19 protein-coding genes are annotated in these 17,930 nt (G+C 36.7%); 16 read left to right on the forward strand and 3 right to left on the reverse strand.

All coding sequences use genetic code 11. From position 1 onward, the window contains the following. Window positions 1-128: 128 nt before the first annotated feature. From K5Q14_RS01570 to K5Q14_RS01590, 5 genes are all read left to right on the forward strand, one after another. Entirely contained in the window at window positions 129-833 is a 705-nt protein-coding gene (locus K5Q14_RS01570) for a nicotinamide mononucleotide transporter (RefSeq protein WP_220734072.1), read from the forward strand. A 133-nt stretch (window positions 834-966) separates the two neighbouring features. Beyond that, window positions 967-1,563: a non-canonical purine NTP pyrophosphatase gene (locus K5Q14_RS01575; RefSeq protein ID WP_220734073.1), complete on the forward strand. Its 597-nt coding sequence runs from the start codon at window positions 967-969 to the stop codon at window positions 1,561-1,563. A 345-nt stretch (window positions 1,564-1,908) separates the two neighbouring features. Continuing rightward, window positions 1,909-4,098: a Tex family protein gene (locus K5Q14_RS01580; protein WP_220734074.1), complete on the forward strand. Its 2,190-nt coding sequence runs from the start codon at window positions 1,909-1,911 to the stop codon at window positions 4,096-4,098. A 3-nt stretch (window positions 4,099-4,101) separates the two neighbouring features. Next, window positions 4,102-4,671 (forward strand): GNAT family N-acetyltransferase, encoded by a 570-nt coding sequence (locus K5Q14_RS01585; RefSeq protein WP_220734075.1) that lies wholly within the window; start codon window positions 4,102-4,104, stop codon window positions 4,669-4,671. A gap of 70 nt (window positions 4,672-4,741) precedes the next feature. Next, the gene (locus tag K5Q14_RS01590) at window positions 4,742-4,945 is read left to right on the forward strand and encodes a transposase (RefSeq protein ID WP_220734076.1); all 204 of its coding nucleotides are present in this window, start codon (window positions 4,742-4,744) and stop codon (window positions 4,943-4,945) included. Between the two features lie 159 nt (window positions 4,946-5,104). Here the strand turns inward: K5Q14_RS01590 and K5Q14_RS01595 are convergent, their stop codons facing one another. The 3 genes from K5Q14_RS01595 to K5Q14_RS01605 all read right to left on the reverse strand — a co-directional run bounded on the left by K5Q14_RS01595 (window position 5,105) and on the right by K5Q14_RS01605 (window position 7,069). Beyond that, window positions 5,105-5,455, reverse strand: coding sequence for a hypothetical protein (locus K5Q14_RS01595; RefSeq protein WP_220734077.1), 351 nt, complete (start codon window positions 5,453-5,455; stop codon window positions 5,105-5,107). 3 nt (window positions 5,456-5,458) lie between these two features. Further along, a complete protein-coding gene (locus K5Q14_RS01600) occupies window positions 5,459-5,923 on the reverse strand; it encodes a YqxI family protein (RefSeq protein ID WP_220734078.1) in 465 nt (154 codons plus the stop codon). A 261-nt stretch (window positions 5,924-6,184) separates the two neighbouring features. Then, window positions 6,185-7,069 carry a YitT family protein gene (locus tag K5Q14_RS01605; protein WP_220734079.1) on the reverse strand — a complete coding sequence of 295 codons (885 nt, stop codon included), beginning with the start codon at window positions 7,067-7,069 and terminating at the stop codon, window positions 6,185-6,187. Window positions 7,070-7,171: 102 nt separating this feature from the next. On the opposite strand from K5Q14_RS01605, the gene K5Q14_RS01610 reads away from it, so the two are divergent. The 11 genes from K5Q14_RS01610 to pepT all read left to right on the forward strand — a co-directional run bounded on the left by K5Q14_RS01610 (window position 7,172) and on the right by pepT (window position 17,878). Continuing rightward, window positions 7,172-7,660 (forward strand): hypothetical protein, encoded by a 489-nt coding sequence (locus K5Q14_RS01610; protein WP_220734080.1) that lies wholly within the window; start codon window positions 7,172-7,174, stop codon window positions 7,658-7,660. Between the two features lie 19 nt (window positions 7,661-7,679). Beyond that, a complete protein-coding gene (locus tag K5Q14_RS01615) occupies window positions 7,680-8,495 on the forward strand; it encodes a bifunctional hydroxymethylpyrimidine kinase/phosphomethylpyrimidine kinase (protein ID WP_220734081.1) in 816 nt (271 codons plus the stop codon). Further along, window positions 8,479-8,982 carry an ECF transporter S component gene (locus K5Q14_RS01620; protein ID WP_220734082.1) on the forward strand — a complete coding sequence of 168 codons (504 nt, stop codon included), beginning with the start codon at window positions 8,479-8,481 and terminating at the stop codon, window positions 8,980-8,982. The genes K5Q14_RS01615 and K5Q14_RS01620 overlap by 17 nt, the downstream gene beginning before the upstream one ends. Before the next feature lie 54 nt (window positions 8,983-9,036). Beyond that, the gene (locus tag K5Q14_RS01625) at window positions 9,037-10,230 is read left to right on the forward strand and encodes an isochorismate synthase (RefSeq protein WP_220734083.1); all 1,194 of its coding nucleotides are present in this window, start codon (window positions 9,037-9,039) and stop codon (window positions 10,228-10,230) included. Beyond that, window positions 10,220-11,845, forward strand: a complete 1,626-nt coding sequence (gene menD / locus K5Q14_RS01630; protein ID WP_220734084.1) for a 2-succinyl-5-enolpyruvyl-6-hydroxy-3-cyclohexene-1-carboxylic-acid synthase — start codon at window positions 10,220-10,222, stop codon at window positions 11,843-11,845. The genes K5Q14_RS01625 and menD overlap by 11 nt, the downstream gene beginning before the upstream one ends. Continuing rightward, entirely contained in the window at window positions 11,838-12,653 is an 816-nt protein-coding gene (gene menH / locus K5Q14_RS01635) for a 2-succinyl-6-hydroxy-2,4-cyclohexadiene-1-carboxylate synthase (protein ID WP_220734085.1), read from the forward strand. Before menD ends, menH begins: the two co-directional genes overlap by 8 nt. Beyond that, the gene (gene menC, locus K5Q14_RS01640; protein WP_220734086.1) at window positions 12,640-13,728 is read left to right on the forward strand and encodes an o-succinylbenzoate synthase; all 1,089 of its coding nucleotides are present in this window, start codon (window positions 12,640-12,642) and stop codon (window positions 13,726-13,728) included. Before menH ends, menC begins: the two co-directional genes overlap by 14 nt. 36 nt (window positions 13,729-13,764) lie before the next feature. Further along, entirely contained in the window at window positions 13,765-14,949 is a 1,185-nt protein-coding gene (locus tag K5Q14_RS01645) for an iron-containing alcohol dehydrogenase (protein WP_220734087.1), read from the forward strand. Between the two features lie 107 nt (window positions 14,950-15,056). After that, the gene (locus K5Q14_RS01650) at window positions 15,057-15,746 is read left to right on the forward strand and encodes a tRNA (adenine(22)-N(1))-methyltransferase (RefSeq protein WP_220734088.1); all 690 of its coding nucleotides are present in this window, start codon (window positions 15,057-15,059) and stop codon (window positions 15,744-15,746) included. Further along, window positions 15,743-16,537, forward strand: a complete 795-nt coding sequence (locus K5Q14_RS01655; RefSeq protein WP_220734089.1) for a Nif3-like dinuclear metal center hexameric protein — start codon at window positions 15,743-15,745, stop codon at window positions 16,535-16,537. Before K5Q14_RS01650 ends, K5Q14_RS01655 begins: the two co-directional genes overlap by 4 nt. A 105-nt stretch (window positions 16,538-16,642) precedes the next feature. Further along, on the forward strand, window positions 16,643-17,878 hold the full coding sequence (pepT, locus tag K5Q14_RS01660) for a peptidase T (RefSeq protein WP_220734090.1): 1,236 nt from the start codon (window positions 16,643-16,645) through the stop codon (window positions 17,876-17,878). Window positions 17,879-17,930 lie beyond the last annotated feature (52 nt).

Raw genomic sequence — 17,930 nt, forward strand, 5'->3', positions numbered from 1 at the left:
CTAGTAATTAAAAAAAGTAATTAAACTACAAATGGTATGAGCGTTCACAACAGATCGGCTCTAAAAAAACAAACTGATGAGCACGTTGCCGTTACGGTGTTCAAAAAACAAACGGAGGGCATGCTGACATGCTAAAAATATTAAAAACGTTGAATGAATCCTGGATATTTGACTTACTAGGGGTCGCCATCGTTATTTTTACGGCCTATATGTCAGGTTATCTTTTTGAAGATTTGACAAAGACATCATATTTTTCAAACATTGTTTGGGCCAAATATGTACCATTTGGGATGTTATCAGTTATCTCATCTAGTTTATCAATTATGTCAACACGCCTAACAGCAAGATTAAATAAATTTGGTAATATTATAGGGACTGTTAATACGTTAATGTCAGGGGCAATTGATTTTACTCTTGGCAATAGTGAGGCTATATTAACATACCCAGTATCATTTTTGATTAATGCTGCAGCAGTTAAAGGATGGCATGAGTACGGCGATAAACGCGTTAATCGTGTGACTGATTTCATTAAATGGCTGCCACTTGTGATTGGTGGCGCAATACTATTAAGCTTAGGATTGAATTATTTAGCTTTTCAAAATACAAGTCCGTTATTTTGGCTGGCGAGCGCAGTGTTTAGTTTATCATTGATTCCAAATATATTAAATGTTTTTAAAATTGAAGATCAATGGCTTTTTTGGATTTTTTATAATTTGGTGCAATTAGCTAAAGCTATTGCGCAAGGCAATTTTGCCAATATTGGAAAATATTTATATTATATCGTTAACAGTGGTGTTGCTTATCCAATATGGCGTATGGCTAGACAAAAATAGTCACAATGACTGATGATCTTGAAGACGTTTTAAAACGTCTTTTTTAGTTCAAAATTTTTGAGGCCTGTTTGGAACACGTAGTTCATCATGTTAAAATAAATAAGTACTTATTAGTTGTAACAGGAGCAATTAAATGATTAAAAATTTAGTAGTCGCGTCAAATAATTCAGCAAAAACAGATGAAATTAAAAGCGTATTTGCAGAATTTGGTATATCAGTGGTTAATTACCGTGAATTAATAGATGAAAAAAATTTTCCGAGTGAAACTGTTGCCGACCAATATACTAACGCATTAAACAAAGCACGTTATATTCAACAATTTTTACCAAATGATAATATCTTAGCTGATGATACTGGTGCCTATTTTAATGCTTTCCCTGATCGCTTTGGCTTAACTACTTCACGTGAGTTAAAGGCACTCGGATTAATTTCAGTTCGTGAAGAAGATGACTATTTGTTATCGTTGTATAAGCCACTTTTAAATCGTGGTGCCTATTTAGAGGCTTTATTTGTACTGATTACCTCTACAGGAAAAACTTTAAGTAGTATTGGACGTGGTGGCGTTTTACTAGCCAAAAGTGAGCGCGGTAAGTATGCTGTTGGTTTTGATACATTATTTGAAGCTGAGAATGGTAAAACATTTGCTGAAATGCCAATGGCTGAACGAGTGTTATACTCTCACCGAGGTCGTGCAGCAAAAAAATTATTGCAAAAGATTAACTACGATTGATGACATAGCAAGTCAGGTGGTTTATTTTTTGAATGATATTATGCTAAAATATATTAAAATAAAAAAAAGATTGCTATTCTTAAAAAAATCAGCTATACTATAGAGGACCAACTGGGTAGAATCTATCTACCTACCCGCCACCTATTCTTCGGAGTAGGTGGCGTTTTTAATTGCATGAATTGTTGCCATTATAAAAAATCCATTAAAGGTTTAATGATAAATTCTAAAGTTTTAAAATATCTTGAAATTATTGTTATTGAAATTTCAAATTCACGTTATAATTAATAGATAGCACGCAATAATGGATAATTTATTTTTTGAAAGAAGATAACGGTAAACAATCACATGACAGAGCTCGTTTTAACAGAACTAACACAGGCAGACACTGCTAAAAATGTTTCCCAGGTACTTAATATTCCTTTTAAGCAAGTTAACGCAACCCTCACTTTATTAGTCGATGGCGCTACAGTGCCTTTCATTTCTCGTTATCGTAAGGAAATGACTGGTGAACTTGATGAAGTGCAAATTAGAGATATTCAGTCGGCAGCTAAAAAAGTACAAGATTTGGTTGATCGTAAGCACACTGTTTTAAAGGCGATTCAAGAGCAACAACAACTCACACCGGATTTGCGAAAAGCAATTCAATCAGCAGAAACACTGCAAATTGTGGAGGACTTATATCTACCCTATAAGCAAAAACGACGTACAAAAGCAATGGTAGCTCGAGAAAACGGCTTGCAACCACTGGCCGATTTTGTCATGTCACATGTCACAGCTGCTATTCCTAGTGCAGCGTATATTAACGATTCATTACCAACTCAAGAAGCTGTGTTAGCTGGATTACATGAAATCTTAGCCGAACAAATTGGTGAAAATGCCAATTACAGACAATGGTTACGTACGCGAATGGCTGCAGATGGGATGTTAATATCCAATCTCAAGCGTTCTGGCAAAGAAAAAGATGAGCAAGAAATTTATGGGCAATATTATGATTATAACGAGTCAATTAAATCATTGCTGGACAATAAATTTCGGATTTTAGCAGTCAATCGTGGCGAAAAAGAAGGTGTTTTAACAGTTAAAATTGATTTTACTGAAGCACGCATGATTCATTTTATTCAAACCAAAGAATTAGGGGGACAACCCACCTCTGGATCAGGATATCAAGTATTACGAGCAGCAATTGAGGATGCGTATAAACGATTTATCCAACCCGCTGTATCGCGTGAAATTCGACAAGAATTAACGACACAAGCACAGGAACAAGCGATTAGAGTTTTTGGAAATAACTTGTATCATCTATTAATGCAGGCACCACTAAAAAACAAGATTGTCATGGGATTTGATCCAGGATTTAGAACAGGGTCTAAATTAGCTATTATTGATGAAAATGGTAAATTTTTAAAGAAACAAGTTATTTATCCGCATAAACCAGCTAATGCTCAGCAACGGCAGGAAGCAGGTGAACTATTTGAATCACTGATACATGACTTTGATGTGCAATTAGTTGCCATTGGAAATGGTACGGCTTCACGTGAATCAGAGGAATTTGTGGCAGCTCACTTACCACATGGTGTACAGTATGCAATTGTTAATGAAGCTGGTGCTTCAGTTTATTCTGCATCAGATGTGGCGCGTGAAGAGTTCCCTGAGTTACATGTTGAAGAACGTTCGGCTATTTCAATCGGTCGACGTATTCAGGATCCTTTAGCGGAATTAATTAAAATCGACCCAAAATCAGTTGGTGTGGGTCAATATCAACATGATCTTAATGCTAAATCACTTGATGAGCAAGTTGATCATGTCATAGAGACAGCAGTTAACCAAGTCGGTGTTAATTTAAATACAGCAAGTGCAGCATTATTGACGCATATTGCTGGTTTAAACAAAGTTTTAGCTCAAAATATTGTGATATATCGTGATGCCATTGGCGAATTCACCTCTCGGACGCAACTTAAAAAAGTGACCCGCTTGGGACCTAAAGCATTTGAACAATCAGCAGGTTTTTTGCGTATTTTGTCAGGCAAAAATGTATTGGATAACACAGATATTCATCCGGAAAGTTATCCGGCCGCAAAACAACTCTTAGAATTAGCGCATGTAACTCCACAAACATTGGCAACGGAATCAGCGAATCAAGCGTTAAGAACTTTAGATAAAGTTGATATAGCAGATGAATTGGGAATTGGTATACAAACATTACATGATGTCATTAATAGCTTACAAAAGCCTGGCCGTGATGGCCGTTCTGAAATGGTCGGAGCGCTATTAAAATCAGACATTCTGCATATTGAGGATTTAAAAGCTGGCATGAAAATGCAGGGTACTGTGCGAAATGTTGTTGATTTTGGTGCATTTGTTGATCTTGGTGTTAAACACGATGGACTAGTTCACATTTCTCGCTTGGCAAAACGTCGTGTAAAATCACCATCTGAGGTTGTTGCTGTTGGTGATATTGTTGACGTCTGGGTGGTTGACGTTGATGAGAAACGTCAACGAATCGGACTAACAATGATTAGTCCAGAGGAGAGATAAGTGATGATCATTCAACCTGCAACACAAATGGATCAGGCAGCAATTTTGAAGCTAGAACAAACAATTTTTGACGATATGGCCTTAGACATATATGACGAACTGAGTGTCGCTGACGTGCAAGCAGCATGGACGCTTGCGGTCGCAACATCAGAAAAAAGTCGTTATCATTATAGTCGTGCGATAGTTGCCAAAAATGATGAGAATATCGTAGTGGGTGTTGCTTTTGGTTATCCAGATACAGAAGAAAAGATACTTGATAACGCGTTGCAGACTATATTAGCTGACAAATATAGCTATCATCGCTGGCTGTTTAGTGATCCAGAAGTTTTTGACAACGAATGGTATCTCGATTCAATTGTTGTGACAGATGCTGCACGCGGACAAGGTATTGGTAAGCAATTGATCAAGGCTGCTGAAATTCGTGCCAAGCAAGAAAATCGAGAAACGATCGGATTAAATGTTGACAATGTCAATCCTAGAGCTCAAAAGCTATACACAGCACTAGGTTTTGAGCCAGTAGGGAAAATAACAATCGGAAAACATGACTACACACATATGCAAAAAAAGGTATAAAAAAAGTCTTAGCTGTGAAGGGCTCCAAGAAAGTTAAACACAAATCTAACTGACATGGCGCTCTTTTATTATGTCAAAATATAGTTTTGAACAGAAAGTAGAAGTTGTAGAAGACTATTTTTCTGGGACACTGACACAAAAAGAATTGGTACAACACTTAAACTTGAATTGCAACAGGCTTGTATGGCCTTGGCTGTCTCAAAAAAACAACAAAAACGACCAAGCGGGATACGAGCAATTGTACACAGTTATCAAGGAACGTTATATCAATTAAGACCATATCGTCAGCAATTAGACAATCTGCAGTATGTGACGTAAAAGCAAGGGCCTAACCCCTGTTGAAATCAGGAATCAAGCCCTTGCTGTATCATAAATTTATTTGTCTAACTTTTTTAGATTCCTTTACTTCGAACGGGCTTTTTAATATGCTACGTTAATTATTTTTAAATTCAGTAGTTAATTTTTTACTTACATCCGTTAATTCTTCTATATAAGACTTAGCAAGATAATTTAATACTGCTAGAATAGTCTCGTTATTAACACGTTCAAAATGAGTGTCAATATACTTGAAAAAAGAACGAAAATCATCAATTGACATATTTTGAATATCAACACTTGGTTCATTGATTAATTTAACGCGCGTTTGGATTAGAATGTCCTTGAACGTTCTAGAATTTGCCCCAATTTGCCCCAAAATTAATGCAAGAGAAACTGGTTTTTCGTACGAATCATCTAGTGATTCAGCTATTTCACTCAAAGCGAGTTTGATTAATTCGTTATCCATAAGTTAGATTAACCAGCTAATACCTTCAGCGAGGGCGTTTGCCACACTTACTGCTGTAGAGTTTGATACACTACCACGCAGCGCACGGTAAGTAGCGTCGTAAACTGCCTGTGATGGAACATCTGCCCATTTCAGCAAAGGTTTTAATTCTGATGAAATAGCGCCAAAATTTCTGTCAAATGCATTAGCAGCAGTTTTCCCACCCAGTTTTTGAACTACTGATTTAGCAGCGGAACGGTTATTTAAGATGGTTTTAATAGCTGTCTTAGCTAGTTTAGACATACCATATTTCGATTCTTGCAATGTCCTATCGCTGTAAACGCTGTTTCCGTTTGATAATGATGATACAACTGTGTTGATATCATTATTGCTTGTTGTGTCTGCTGACACAGTCGGAGCACTGACGGCGAATAGCCCAGCCCCCACAATAGTAGCCGCGGCTAAAGAAAAGTTTTTTGTTAATTGCATTTAAATATTCCTCCAAAAAAAATAATGTAATAATTTAATTGAATCATAATATTTGTAATATGTCAAAACCCATTTTATATTTTAAAAGCGCATAGATTAATTTCTATGCGCTTTTAAAATATTCAGAATGCGTAGAACAGTTCTGGTGCAAAGTTTAAAAACAGCCCATAATCGTATCTTAGTTTATCATGCTGACGGTTTAATTGATCAACATGGCCTTGAATGAGATTTTCTCCACTTCAAGGGGTTCAGTTCAACTTTTTAAAAGAAAATAAATTTTTTCTTTGGACGTAAATATGAAAATCCTTCGCCTAATTGTTCTTGTGCAGTAATGATAGAGACAAATGCTTTAGGATCAATTTCTTGAATAATATGTTGTACAGCACTGACCTCAGATGGATCAACAACAGCATAAACAACACGTTGTTCGCGATGCGAGTAACCGCCTTCAGATTTTAATAAACTTGTGCCGCGTTCCAGCTCAGCCATGATAGCATGTGATATTTCTTCAGGATAATCTGTGAAAATCATAAATGATCTGGCAGTATAAGCACCTTGTTGTGTTAAACTAACGACTTGCGCAAACACAAACGATGCAATTAAAGTATACATCATGTGAATCACGTCAATGTATATTAAAGACATCAAGAGCACAACAGCATCTAAAGCAAACATAGTACGACCAATTTGGATACCAAATTTTTGTTCCATAATGCGTGCAATGACATCTGTACCACCAGAGGTGCCACCAAACCGAAACACAATACCAAGACCAATACCTGAGACAATACCGGCCAATAGACCGGCAATTAGCATATCATGGTGAAGTGCTGGGGGCATGGGAAATTTTTGCCAAACATAAAGCCAAAATGATAATGACATAATTCCCCAGATTGTATATATGAAAGATCGTCGGCCAAGTACACGGTAACCAATCACTAATAAGGGAATATTTAAAATCAAGTTGGTATACGCAGGATTCCAGTTAAATAGCGCAAGTAAAATCAGCGTAATACCAGATAAGCCACCTTCAGCTAATTGATTGGTGATATTAATATTAATTAAACTCCAACCATAAAAACCTGTACCAATCGTAATCATGACGATATCTTTTATTGAAATACGTGCTAAATTTGTATTGTCCATAGACAATTTTTCTCCTCAAATACATTGATTTCATTTTATCATAAAATCTACTGGCAAGGATGTCTGTAAATTTGGTATAATAGATTAAATTGAGAGGTGCATATGGCAAATAATGATTATAAACGTCCTAAATTTCGGAAATCAACGCATAACATACGTAACTTTTTCATTTTAATGGCAGGGTTAATTATTATTGGATTAGGTGTGTTTATTTATGTTGGTTACTCGTCGTCACCAAAAACGTCAGAACCAATGACACAAAGTGCCGCTAGTAGTAGTACAATTAATGAAACAATTGATTCAAATGTTTCAGAAGCTAGTGATGAGAGCAGGACTAGCCAAGCTAATAATGGCTCACAGTCATCCAGTTCGTCACGTGAATCTAGTTCTAGCTCGTCTTCTTCTAGCAGCTCTGCTAGTGATAAAGAGTCAGCTCATTTGAAAGGAAAGACTATTACAGAAGCAATAGATTGGGCCAAAGCTCACGGCCGGTATTATTCATGGTCTATTACATCTGGCGGTGATGATGCCGTTGTTACTTCAGTGACAGATGATGGACATAACATCAGTTTTGTTGCATCCGAAAAATAAAATAGTCAAAGCGTATCATATGCCACATAAAATTTTAACGATTGCCGGCTCTGATTCTCTTGCTGGTGGTGGAGTACAGGCTGATTTGGCAACGTTTTCTAATTATGAGTACTTTGGATTAAGTGTACTCACAGCAATTGTCACGATAACACCAACTGATTTTAAAATATATCCAATTGATTCTAAAATTATTGAAGCACAATTGCAGTCAGCTTTAGCGTTAGATGATATTGTCGCTATTAAGGTTGGGCTACTGCCTACACCCGAAATTATACAGCTTGTAAGCACTTATTTAGCGAAAATAAATGTGCCAATTGTAGTTGACCCAGTCATGGTATTTAAAGAAACAACACAAATTAATATTAAAAGTATTGCAGATACACTAAAGACACAATTATTACCATTAGCCACGGTCGTCACGCCAAATTTAAATGAGGCACAAATTTTAGCGAATCAACCAATTAATAGTATTGATGATATGAAACAAGCAGCAAAAACTATTGCTCATTATGGCAGCAAAAATATTGTTGTTAAAGGCGGTTCTAACATTCCTGGTAGTCAAGCAATTGATTTATTATTTAATCATAAAGAATCGTATGTATTTTACCAAGATAAAATACATACGTCTAGTTTGTATCACAACGGTGCAGGTTGTACTTTATCTGCAAGTCTTGCTGCTAATTTAGGGCATTCATTTGATATAGTACATGCGTTTAAGGATGCGAAAGATTTTGTTTGGCAAGGTATTCAAAATGGTGTGACATTAAATGCAGAGTTCAGTGATGGGAATGTATGGCAGGGTGCACGGAGACAAAATCATGAAGCAAACATTTAATACCAAGCAAATGACTATGTTAGCAGTGCTAATTGCACTGAATGTCTCACTGTCATATATTGTTAGAATCCCAGTACCAGCTACAAATGGTTTTGTTAATTTAGTTGAAGCTGGCATATTTTTATCAGCAATACTTAGTGGCTCACGCAATGGCTTAATTGTTGGTGGACTCAGTGGGTTGCTATTGGATTTGTTGGCTGGTTATCCGCAATGGATGATTTTTTCGCTAACTATTCATGGTATCGAAGGATTAATTGTTGGTTATTTCGGATATCAAAAAAAATTAATTAGTCAAATTATTGGGTTAGTTTTTGGTTCATTGGTTATGATTATTGGTTATCTGTTAGCTGGCGCATTTTTATATAACTGGACAGCTGGCTTAGCATCAATAGCCGGTAACGTGGCACAGGCAGTTATGGGTTTGATTATTGCACTCGTTTTAATACCTGTATTTAAAAAGTTACCACAAATTAATTTTAAAAACTAAAATAAAGGCGACAGGTTTTTGTCTGTTGCTTTTTCATGTTGTGAGGTGTATTTCATGAAGTATCATTTTTCACGTGATTTACGTGATAGCGATAGAAAACAACTCTATCGTGCGTTAGATTTTTTTAATATTGCAGCTTATTTTAAAACCGTTGATGGGCAAAAAGAATTGTTTGGTTTTGGCGCACAGCAAAAGGCTGATATGCCGAACACATTGAATGGTAATATTGTGTTTGGTGGTTATCCTTTTGATCAACAAGTTATAAAAAGCTCTAATTTAATGAATGGTATTTGGTTTGTACCAATAGTTTTTGTAAAAATTACTCAAAAAATCGTTATTTTTGAATCCGATACGGTTGCTGATTTTAATAAATGGCTAACAAAATTTCAGGCCATAAGTTTACCAAAAGTCGCTAGCTACGCTATCACGAGTGAATTGGATTGGACATCACGCACACAAAGATTGATTAATACAATAGACAAGAATGAAAAGCTCAAAAAAGTTGTTTTTGGACGACAGCATCGATATGCGCTTTCAGATAAACTATTGGCACAAACCCTTGTTCACGGGTTAATCACTCAAAAAAATACGTACCATGTTATTTTAAAGTATCAGAATGAGCTATTTGTTTCGGCGACACCGGAACGTTTGGTTCAAGTAACTAATGGGCAAGTTCAAACAGCAGCTGTTGCTGGTACAATCCGTAGAGGCACGACACAAGCTGAAGACAAATTGCTTGGAGACACATTATTAAATAGCCATAAAAATCAACAAGAACATCAATATGTTGTCAATAATATTTATCAAAAACTACAAAATATGACAACAAATTTAAAATTGCCGTCACGACCAATTTTATTACAGAACAGGCAAGTACAGCATCTGTATACACCAATTAGTGCCAGTTTAATTAAAAAGTACACCGTACTTAATATTGTTAATGCCTTACATCCCACGCCGGCACTTGGTGGTGTCCCGCAAGAACAAGCATTGAACTATATTAAAGCGCATGAAAGGTCACCGCGTGGCTTATTTGCAGCCCCCATAGGCTACTATACGTCAAATAATAGTGGTGAGTTTGTTGTAGGTATCCGATCAATGTATATCAATCAATCAGCGCATATGGCAACTTTATTTGCTGGAGCAGGTATTGTTGCTGACTCTGATGCAACACAAGAATGCCAAGAAACCAATTTGAAATTTGAACCAATGCGACAATTACTGAAAGGTGATGTCAATGACAATTAACACGCTTACTAAAAATACGAAACACCTGTTACACGCGCTATACCAAAGCGGTGTTCGACATTTTGTTGTATCACCTGGATCACGCACAACGCCAGTTGCGCTACTATTAGCAGAATATACGCGACAAAATAAGAACATCAAACTATATATTGATGTAGATGAACGTTCGGCTGGCTTCTTTGCATTAGGCATTGCTAAAACATTGCTTGAGCCAGTCGTGCTTTTAGGAACCTCTGGTACAGCAATTACTGAGTACACCTCGGCTGTTGCAGAAGCACACATCTCACATATTCCACTTATTGTTTTGTCGACAGATAGGCCAGAAGAATTGCAAAATAATGGGGCACCACAAACGATACCACAACACCAAATATTCGGTGCATTAACAAAAAAATTTGTGGTATTTACTTTGCAGGATGAACAACCAGATGTAACGTCATATATTGATTTCATGACACAAAAATTAGTTCATGAGGCAGGCATGGCGCCAAGGGGACCACTGCAAATTAATTTACCACTACGTAAACCATTAATGCCACAATTAAATGAATCAACCAAAATTTTTGTACCACCTCTAAAATTTGATGCGATAGCTAATAATATGCAACCCATGCAACTTTCTGAATCGCGAGTTGTGATTATTGCAGGTCCAAATGAAGGCGTTGACTACCAATCTGAACTTCTTAATTTTTCAAAAAAATATCATGTACCAGTCATAGCTGATGTGTTGAGTCGTACGCGACAAAAAGAAACCATTTATGGCATTGATGCCTTGATTAAAGCCGAAAGTTTGACATCAGTATATCAACCAGACCTTGTGATTAGATTTGGTGCAACACCGGTTTCATCACGTGTATTGGCATGGTTAAAATCAGAAAATATACCCGTTTGGTTTGTCGGTGAAAATACGGTGGCTGATCACTCAAGACATGTGTCACGTGTCTTGCAACTGTCACCAACGTCATTTTTATCACAAATATCTATCAATAATAATGCCGAATTTTATCAACTATGGCAAAATTTGAACCAAAAAAAGCGACATATTACTGGGGAGGCAAGTATTGCCAATGTCTTGGATCGTGTGTTACCAACTCAAACGGCTGTGTTTGTTGCTAATAGTATGGCTATTCGTGATATGGATGATGTGTTTACTGGACAAACCACGCAACATATTTATGCCAATCGTGGCGCAAATGGTATTGATGGTATTGTGTCGACAGCTTTGGGCATGAGCAGTACGTCACCTAAACGTAGTGTCTTGTTGACCGGTGATTTAACATTGTTTCATGATATGAATGGTCTTATGATGGCCCGTCAATACCATTTACCTATTGATATTATTGTTATCAATAATAACGGTGGGGCGATATTCTCTTTTTTACCTCAGGCAACGGCAACGTCGTATTTTGACATGCTATTTGGCACACCACTTAATTTAAATATGTCAAAAATTGCTGACTTATATGAATTAGCATATGTGAAAATAAAAACTGCTGATGAACTGGAACAAACGCTTAAAACACCTGTTATTGGACCAAGATTGATTGAATTCCAAAGTAATCGCTCAAATAACGTTGAAGCCCATCAACAGTTAATGGGAGTAAAGCATGAATAAAAAAGTTGTTACCATAGCTGGTTATTCATATCATATTTTCACTCAAATAAATGATGAGGCAATAACAAAGTGGGTCTTACTTCATGGTTTTATGGGAACACACCATGATTTTGATGCGATAATTAAGCACTTACCAGGCGAGGTAATGACTTTTGATTTGCTAGGATTTGGTGCAGAATCAACTGTTGTTATCGATCCCACGCGTTTTGACATGGCAGCACAAATTTCTGATATTCAAACGATTTTACAAACATATGAATGGTCCAATGTTAATTTGCTAGGTTACTCAATGGGTGGTAGATTAGCACTTGGGTTTGCACTGAAACACAATGAGTTGGTCAATAAATTATTTCTTGAAAGTTCATCAGCTGGTCTTAATTCATCCTTAAATCGTAAAAAGCGACGCACAACAGATAATGAAAAAGTAACACAAATTATGACGAATTTTCGTGAATTTGTTTTAAATTGGGAAAAATTACCACTGTTTGCAACACAAAAAGCCTTAACGGCAACACAACGTCAAAAAATTAGGATACAACGTTTAGCGCAACAACCACAAAATGTTGCTAACTCTTTAAAATATATGGGAACTGGTGTGCAAGTTAATTTTTGGCCTAAGTTAGCACAATTAAAAATGCCAACAGTATTACTTGTGGGTGAGTTAGATCAGAAATTCAATCAAATTGCAGATGAAATGATAATGCTTTTACCTGATGGAAAAAAGCATATGATTAAAAATGCGGGCCATAATATACATGTAGAGCAGCCAAATGAAGTCATTGAGGTATTGAAAAATGTATCATATTGAAACATTGGAAATGATACCCATTTCTTTAAGATTAAAGAAACCTTTCAAAACAGCGCACGGCACTACTAAAAATCGACCATTAACACTAGTTAAACTGATGGTCAGTAATAGTGTGACCAATGAAAAAACAATTGGGTTAGGTGAAATACAATCTTTTTCTGACTTCAGTTATACGCTTGAAAACCAGTCGGTTAGTCGAGAAATTGTGAAAACTGTTATTGAACCAGTTATTCAAACATTAAATTTTGCAACACCACAAGAATTTTCCGAAAAACTAACACGGCTGACGCCATTTGGTTCCTTTGCAAAAGCTGGTGTTGAAATGGCGGTTTGGGATGCCATTGGAAAATTGTCAAATCGTTCTTTATCACAAATGATTGGTGGCACAAAGCAAAGCGTTCCGGTAGGAACTGTGCTTGATTTAACTGCTGACATATCTGATATTAAAAATGCTATTGATAAGGGATATCAGCGTATTAAAATCAAGATTGATGCAAAATCAGTAGACAAACAAAATTTAATTGCGCGTTTAAGTGATTTTCCTAATCAACAATTTTCATTAGATGCCAATAGTAGCTTTAATCGACAAACAGCAGAAATGTTTAGGCAACTTCCTGAAAATGTCGCTTTTATTGAACAACCTTTTGCTGAAAATGATTTTGTTAACCATGCTTTTTTTCAAAAAAAGACAACACATTTGTTAAGTTTAGATGAAAGTATTAATAGCTTGGATGATATCCATACAATGATTGCATTACATGCTGCTAAAGCAGTTACCATTAAACAAGCAAAAATAGGTGGTATTACAGCGGCAATAGCAGCTATTCAACTTGCTAGTCATGCTGGCATTAAACCTTGGATTGGTGGCATGCTAAGTAGTAATTTGGGCCGAGCTGTTGATTTGGCATTAGCCAGTTTGTCAGACATTACTTTTGCAGGAGACATTTCTGAAAGTAGCCGTTATTTTGAACATGATATCACAGTTGATAAATTTAAAATAACACAAGGATTAATGGCTGTGCCAACTAAAAATGGCCTAGGCGTCACTTTGGATGACTCTTTTGACGTGTTATAATAGACTTACAATTGGAAAGGAATACATACAATCATAATGAATAATTTTAAATTTGAAAATAAAACGGCCATTCGTTTTGGCAAAGATCGTTTAGAAACAGAGCTACATGATGCTGTCGCACAATTTGGTAATAACGTTTTATTGGTCTTTGGTGGTGGATCCATCAAAAAATCTGGTCTTTATGATCGCGTTATTAGCATATTGTCCGACATGAACGTCGTTGAACTGTCAGAAATTGCACCTAATCCTAAAATCGCTTCCGTACGCCAGGGTCAAGAGCTGGTAAAAAAATATAATAGTGATGTTATTTTGGCTGTTGGTGGTGGGTCAGTAATTGATGCTGCTAAAGTGATTGCTTCTTCTAAATTCTATGATTCAGATCCATGGGATTTAGTAACTGACCCAGAAAAGCGGCAAACAATTGAACAATTACCATTAGTTGATATTCTAACTTTATCAGCGACAGGAACAGAAATGAATGCTGGTTCGGTTATCTCGAACCCACAAACTAATCAAAAATTAGTGACATTTGGTCCTGATACACCGGCTGTGTCATTTTTGGATCCACAACTAACCTATTCAGTTTCAAAATGGCAGACGGCTGCTGGGGCAATTGATATTTTTAGTCATTTAACAGAACAGTATTTCGACAATGGGGCCAATGATGTGACATCAGGCATTATGGAAGGATTATATCGAGCAGTTATTAAAAATGCGCCGATTGCCCTAGCAGAACCTGATAATTATGATGCACGCGCGACATTAATGTGGACGGCAACAATGTCCTTAAATGGTTTGACGAGTGTTGGTAATCAAAATGGCTGGACTGTGCATCCCATTGAACACGAATTGTCAGCCTATTATGATATTACACATGGTGTGGGGTTAGGCATTATGACACCACGGTGGATGAAACATGTGTTGTCTGATGACACTTTGCCACGATTTGCTCAGTTTGGCCGTCAAGTTTGGGGAATAACTGGTACAGATAAAGAGGTTGCTCATCGCGCTATTCAGGCAACATTTGATTGGATAAAATCACTTGAAGTCCCAACAACATTGCCCGAAGTTGCTATTAATGACGACACACATTTCCTAGACATGGCTGAAAGTGCTGTGCAGGTTGGTCAATTGAATCAGGACGCATACGTCACATTGCAAGCTGCAGATGTGGTTCATTTATTTAAAGAAGCAATGACTGAACACGATTTTAGCAAGTAAGAAGCGCTCAGGTTAGCAAATCAATGCTAACTTTTTTGTTAGCGAATAATTAGAGAATAATCATAAAGCGTCTAATCGTGATATACTAATATTAAAGGATTTTAATTATGGATAGCATACATCTTTCACCGCGTTTAAAAACAGTTGCTGATTTTGTGCCTTTAAATGCTCGATTAGCAGATATTGGTTCAGATCATGCTTATTTACCAGTACATTTACTACTTAATGATAAAATTAGCCATGCCATTGTTGGTGAAGTAGCTAAGGGGCCGCTAGACAATGCCCATCATGAATTAAAAAAACGTCATCTTTTGGAAAAGGCCGATGTTCGATTAGCTAGTGGTTTATCAGCAATCTATGATGAGGACAATGTTGATACTGTTACTATTGCTGGTATGGGAGGTATTTTAATTAGTAATATTTTAAATGCGGGTAAGCAACAAGAGAAAAATTTTGAGACACTTATATTACAGCCAAATACGGATGAAATAAATGTTCGAAGATGGTTAACCACGCAACATTATCAAATCATCGATGAGGCAATCGTGCAAGAAGAGAACCATTTCTATGAAATTATTGTTGCAGTAATTGGGAAACAACAATTATCTGACCTTGATTTAATATTTGGACCTTATTTAAGAGTAGCAAAAACACCAACTTTTGTTGCTAAATGGCAAAAAGAGAGTGAACGTATTGCACTAATTTTCCATCAATTAGCGGCTGCAGGCAAATCAGATACTGATATCTATAAATATTGGCAATTACGTTACGATCAAATTCAGGCGGTGATTTCATGATTATTGCGCAAGATTTAATCAACAAAATTGACGCATTTGCACCAAAGTTTCTTGCTGAATCAGTCGACCCTGTTGGTTTACAAATTGGCGATCCACGGCAAGTCATCCATCATGTTATGACTGCTTTAGACGTTCGGCCAGCAGTTGTTCAAGAAGCTATTGACAAAAAGGTTGATTTCATTTGGGCTCATCATGACATGATGTTTTTCCCCGCAAAGAATTTAGATTTAAGTGTCCCACAAAACAAAATGTACGCTGATTTGATTAAACACAATATTGTTGTTTACGCAACGCATACTAATCTCGATAGTACAGTTGATGGTATGAATGATTGGCTTGCTGAAGCAATCGGCATTCAAAATGTGAGACCATTAAAGCCAAATGATGACGGTAAAACAGGCTTAGGCCGCATAGGTTATCTTACTAAAAGTATGACCGTGAAGGCATATGCTGAAAAAATACGCGATGTGTTTGGCGTTAAAACAGTTCGAATTATTGCCAATGATGTGAACCAACCAATTAAAAAAGTGGCAGTAGTTGGTGGTGATGGTGGCAAATTTTGGCATATCGCGAAAGCCGCAGGTGCTGACGCTTATGTGACGGCTGATATATACTATCACGTTGGTCATGACATTTTGGCGGCTGACTTTGTAGCGATTGATCCAGATCATCATATGGAAGCCATTGCCAATAAGTACATGTCTGAAAAAGTAAAATTGTGGTTTGACAAGGCCGATAAGCTATCTGCTTTCCCGACTAGCATTAACACTGATCCATATACTTATCTTTAAAAATAGAGACGTTTTGACGTCAGTAATGCCAACTTTGAAAGGAAAAGTGATTTTAATCTGATGACTGTTTGTTAACAGCAATAGATAAAAATCATATCATAACTCATGAAAACTGAAAAATACCCAGAACTAACACAACTTTTTTTGAAATATGTTGCAGTAGACACACGATCTGATGAAACTTCACAAACAGTACCTTCGTCTAATAAGGAAGTCGCTTTTTTGTCTCAATTGGCTGGAGAGCTAGAAATAATTGGATTGACAAATGTTCGTATCATGCCAGATGGCTATGTTTTTGCTGAGTTAGCAAGTAACAGTGACAATACAACATTACCAACCCTTGGTTTTATTGCGCATGTTGATACGGCAGATTTTAATGGTACCAATATTAAACCACAAATAATTGAAAATTATGACGGTAAGTCTAATATAGAATTGGGAGATAGTGGTTATATACTAAAACCAACAGAATTTCCAAGTTTGACAAAATATGTTGGACATACTTTGATTACAACAGACGGTACAACTTTACTTGGTGCTGATGACAAGGCAGGGGTTGCAGAAATAGTAACCGCTGCAAAATATCTCGTGACCCATCCAGATATTTTGCATGGGGATTTACGGTTTGCTTTTGGACCTGACGAAGAAATTGGTATTGGAGCAGACAACTTTGATACAAATGCTTTTGGCGCTGATTTTGCTTACACTGTAGATGGTGGCCCAGCTGGCGAATTAGAATGGGAAACATTTTCTGCAGCAAGCGCAACAGTTGATATACAGGGACGTAATGTTCACCCTGGTACCGCTAAAGATACCATGATTAATGCTATTCAAGTCGCATTTGACTTTCATGCGCAATTACCTGAAAGTGATCGCCCAGAACACACAACAGGTCGTGAAGGCTTTTGGCATCTGATGGCAATTGAAGGTAATCCAGAATCAGCACAATTACGTTATATTATCCGTGATCATGACCGCGTTAAATTTGAAAATCGTAAACAAAAGCTATTAGATATTGTAAACCAGTTCAACACTAAATTTGGTCAAAATCGGGTGACTATCACATTAAAGGACCAGTACTATAATATGGGTGAAATTTTAAAAGATGATATGCGCTCGGTAACATTAGCCAAAGAAGCGATGTTAGCCCTAAACATTAATCCTATTATTGAGCCTGTTCGTGGTGGTACAGACGGTTCAAAAATCACTTTTCTCGGATTACCAACACCTAATTTATTTGCTGGTGGTGAGAATATGCATGGTCGTTTTGAGTATGTGTCTACGACTGTCATGTCACAAGCTACCGATACGATTTTAAAAATTATTGCATTAGCAAAATAAATCCTGTTAGAGCAATCTTAATTGGTTGCTTTTTTAAATTCCAGTACAAAAA

This window comes from Leuconostoc inhae (assembly GCF_019656015.1).
GTDB classification, from domain to species: Bacteria; Bacillota; Bacilli; order Lactobacillales; family Lactobacillaceae; genus Leuconostoc; species Leuconostoc inhae_A.

Bases quoted from the DNA above. Each gene is read 5' to 3' on its own strand.
- K5Q14_RS01570 (WP_220734072.1), top strand. From the start codon at position 129: ATGCTAAAAATATTAAAAACGTTGAATGAATCCTGGATATTTGACTTA.
- K5Q14_RS01575 (WP_220734073.1), top strand. From the start codon at position 967: ATGATTAAAAATTTAGTAGTCGCGTCAAATAATTCAGCAAAAACAGAT.
- K5Q14_RS01580 (WP_220734074.1), top strand. From the start codon at position 1,909: ATGACAGAGCTCGTTTTAACAGAACTAACACAGGCAGACACTGCTAAA.
- K5Q14_RS01585 (WP_220734075.1), top strand. From the start codon at position 4,102: ATGATCATTCAACCTGCAACACAAATGGATCAGGCAGCAATTTTGAAG.
- K5Q14_RS01590 (WP_220734076.1), top strand. From the start codon at position 4,742: ATGTCAAAATATAGTTTTGAACAGAAAGTAGAAGTTGTAGAAGACTAT.
- K5Q14_RS01595 (WP_220734077.1), bottom strand. From the start codon at position 5,455: ATGGATAACGAATTAATCAAACTCGCTTTGAGTGAAATAGCTGAATCA.
- K5Q14_RS01600 (WP_220734078.1), bottom strand. From the start codon at position 5,923: ATGCAATTAACAAAAAACTTTTCTTTAGCCGCGGCTACTATTGTGGGG.
- K5Q14_RS01605 (WP_220734079.1), bottom strand. From the start codon at position 7,069: ATGGACAATACAAATTTAGCACGTATTTCAATAAAAGATATCGTCATG.
- K5Q14_RS01610 (WP_220734080.1), top strand. From the start codon at position 7,172: ATGGCAAATAATGATTATAAACGTCCTAAATTTCGGAAATCAACGCAT.
- K5Q14_RS01615 (WP_220734081.1), top strand. From the start codon at position 7,680: ATGCCACATAAAATTTTAACGATTGCCGGCTCTGATTCTCTTGCTGGT.
- K5Q14_RS01620 (WP_220734082.1), top strand. From the start codon at position 8,479: ATGAAGCAAACATTTAATACCAAGCAAATGACTATGTTAGCAGTGCTA.
- K5Q14_RS01625 (WP_220734083.1), top strand. From the start codon at position 9,037: ATGAAGTATCATTTTTCACGTGATTTACGTGATAGCGATAGAAAACAA.
- menD (WP_220734084.1), top strand. From the start codon at position 10,220: ATGACAATTAACACGCTTACTAAAAATACGAAACACCTGTTACACGCG.
- menH (WP_220734085.1), top strand. From the start codon at position 11,838: ATGAATAAAAAAGTTGTTACCATAGCTGGTTATTCATATCATATTTTC.
- menC (WP_220734086.1), top strand. From the start codon at position 12,640: ATGTATCATATTGAAACATTGGAAATGATACCCATTTCTTTAAGATTA.
- K5Q14_RS01645 (WP_220734087.1), top strand. From the start codon at position 13,765: ATGAATAATTTTAAATTTGAAAATAAAACGGCCATTCGTTTTGGCAAA.
- K5Q14_RS01650 (WP_220734088.1), top strand. From the start codon at position 15,057: ATGGATAGCATACATCTTTCACCGCGTTTAAAAACAGTTGCTGATTTT.
- K5Q14_RS01655 (WP_220734089.1), top strand. From the start codon at position 15,743: ATGATTATTGCGCAAGATTTAATCAACAAAATTGACGCATTTGCACCA.
- pepT (WP_220734090.1), top strand. From the start codon at position 16,643: ATGAAAACTGAAAAATACCCAGAACTAACACAACTTTTTTTGAAATAT.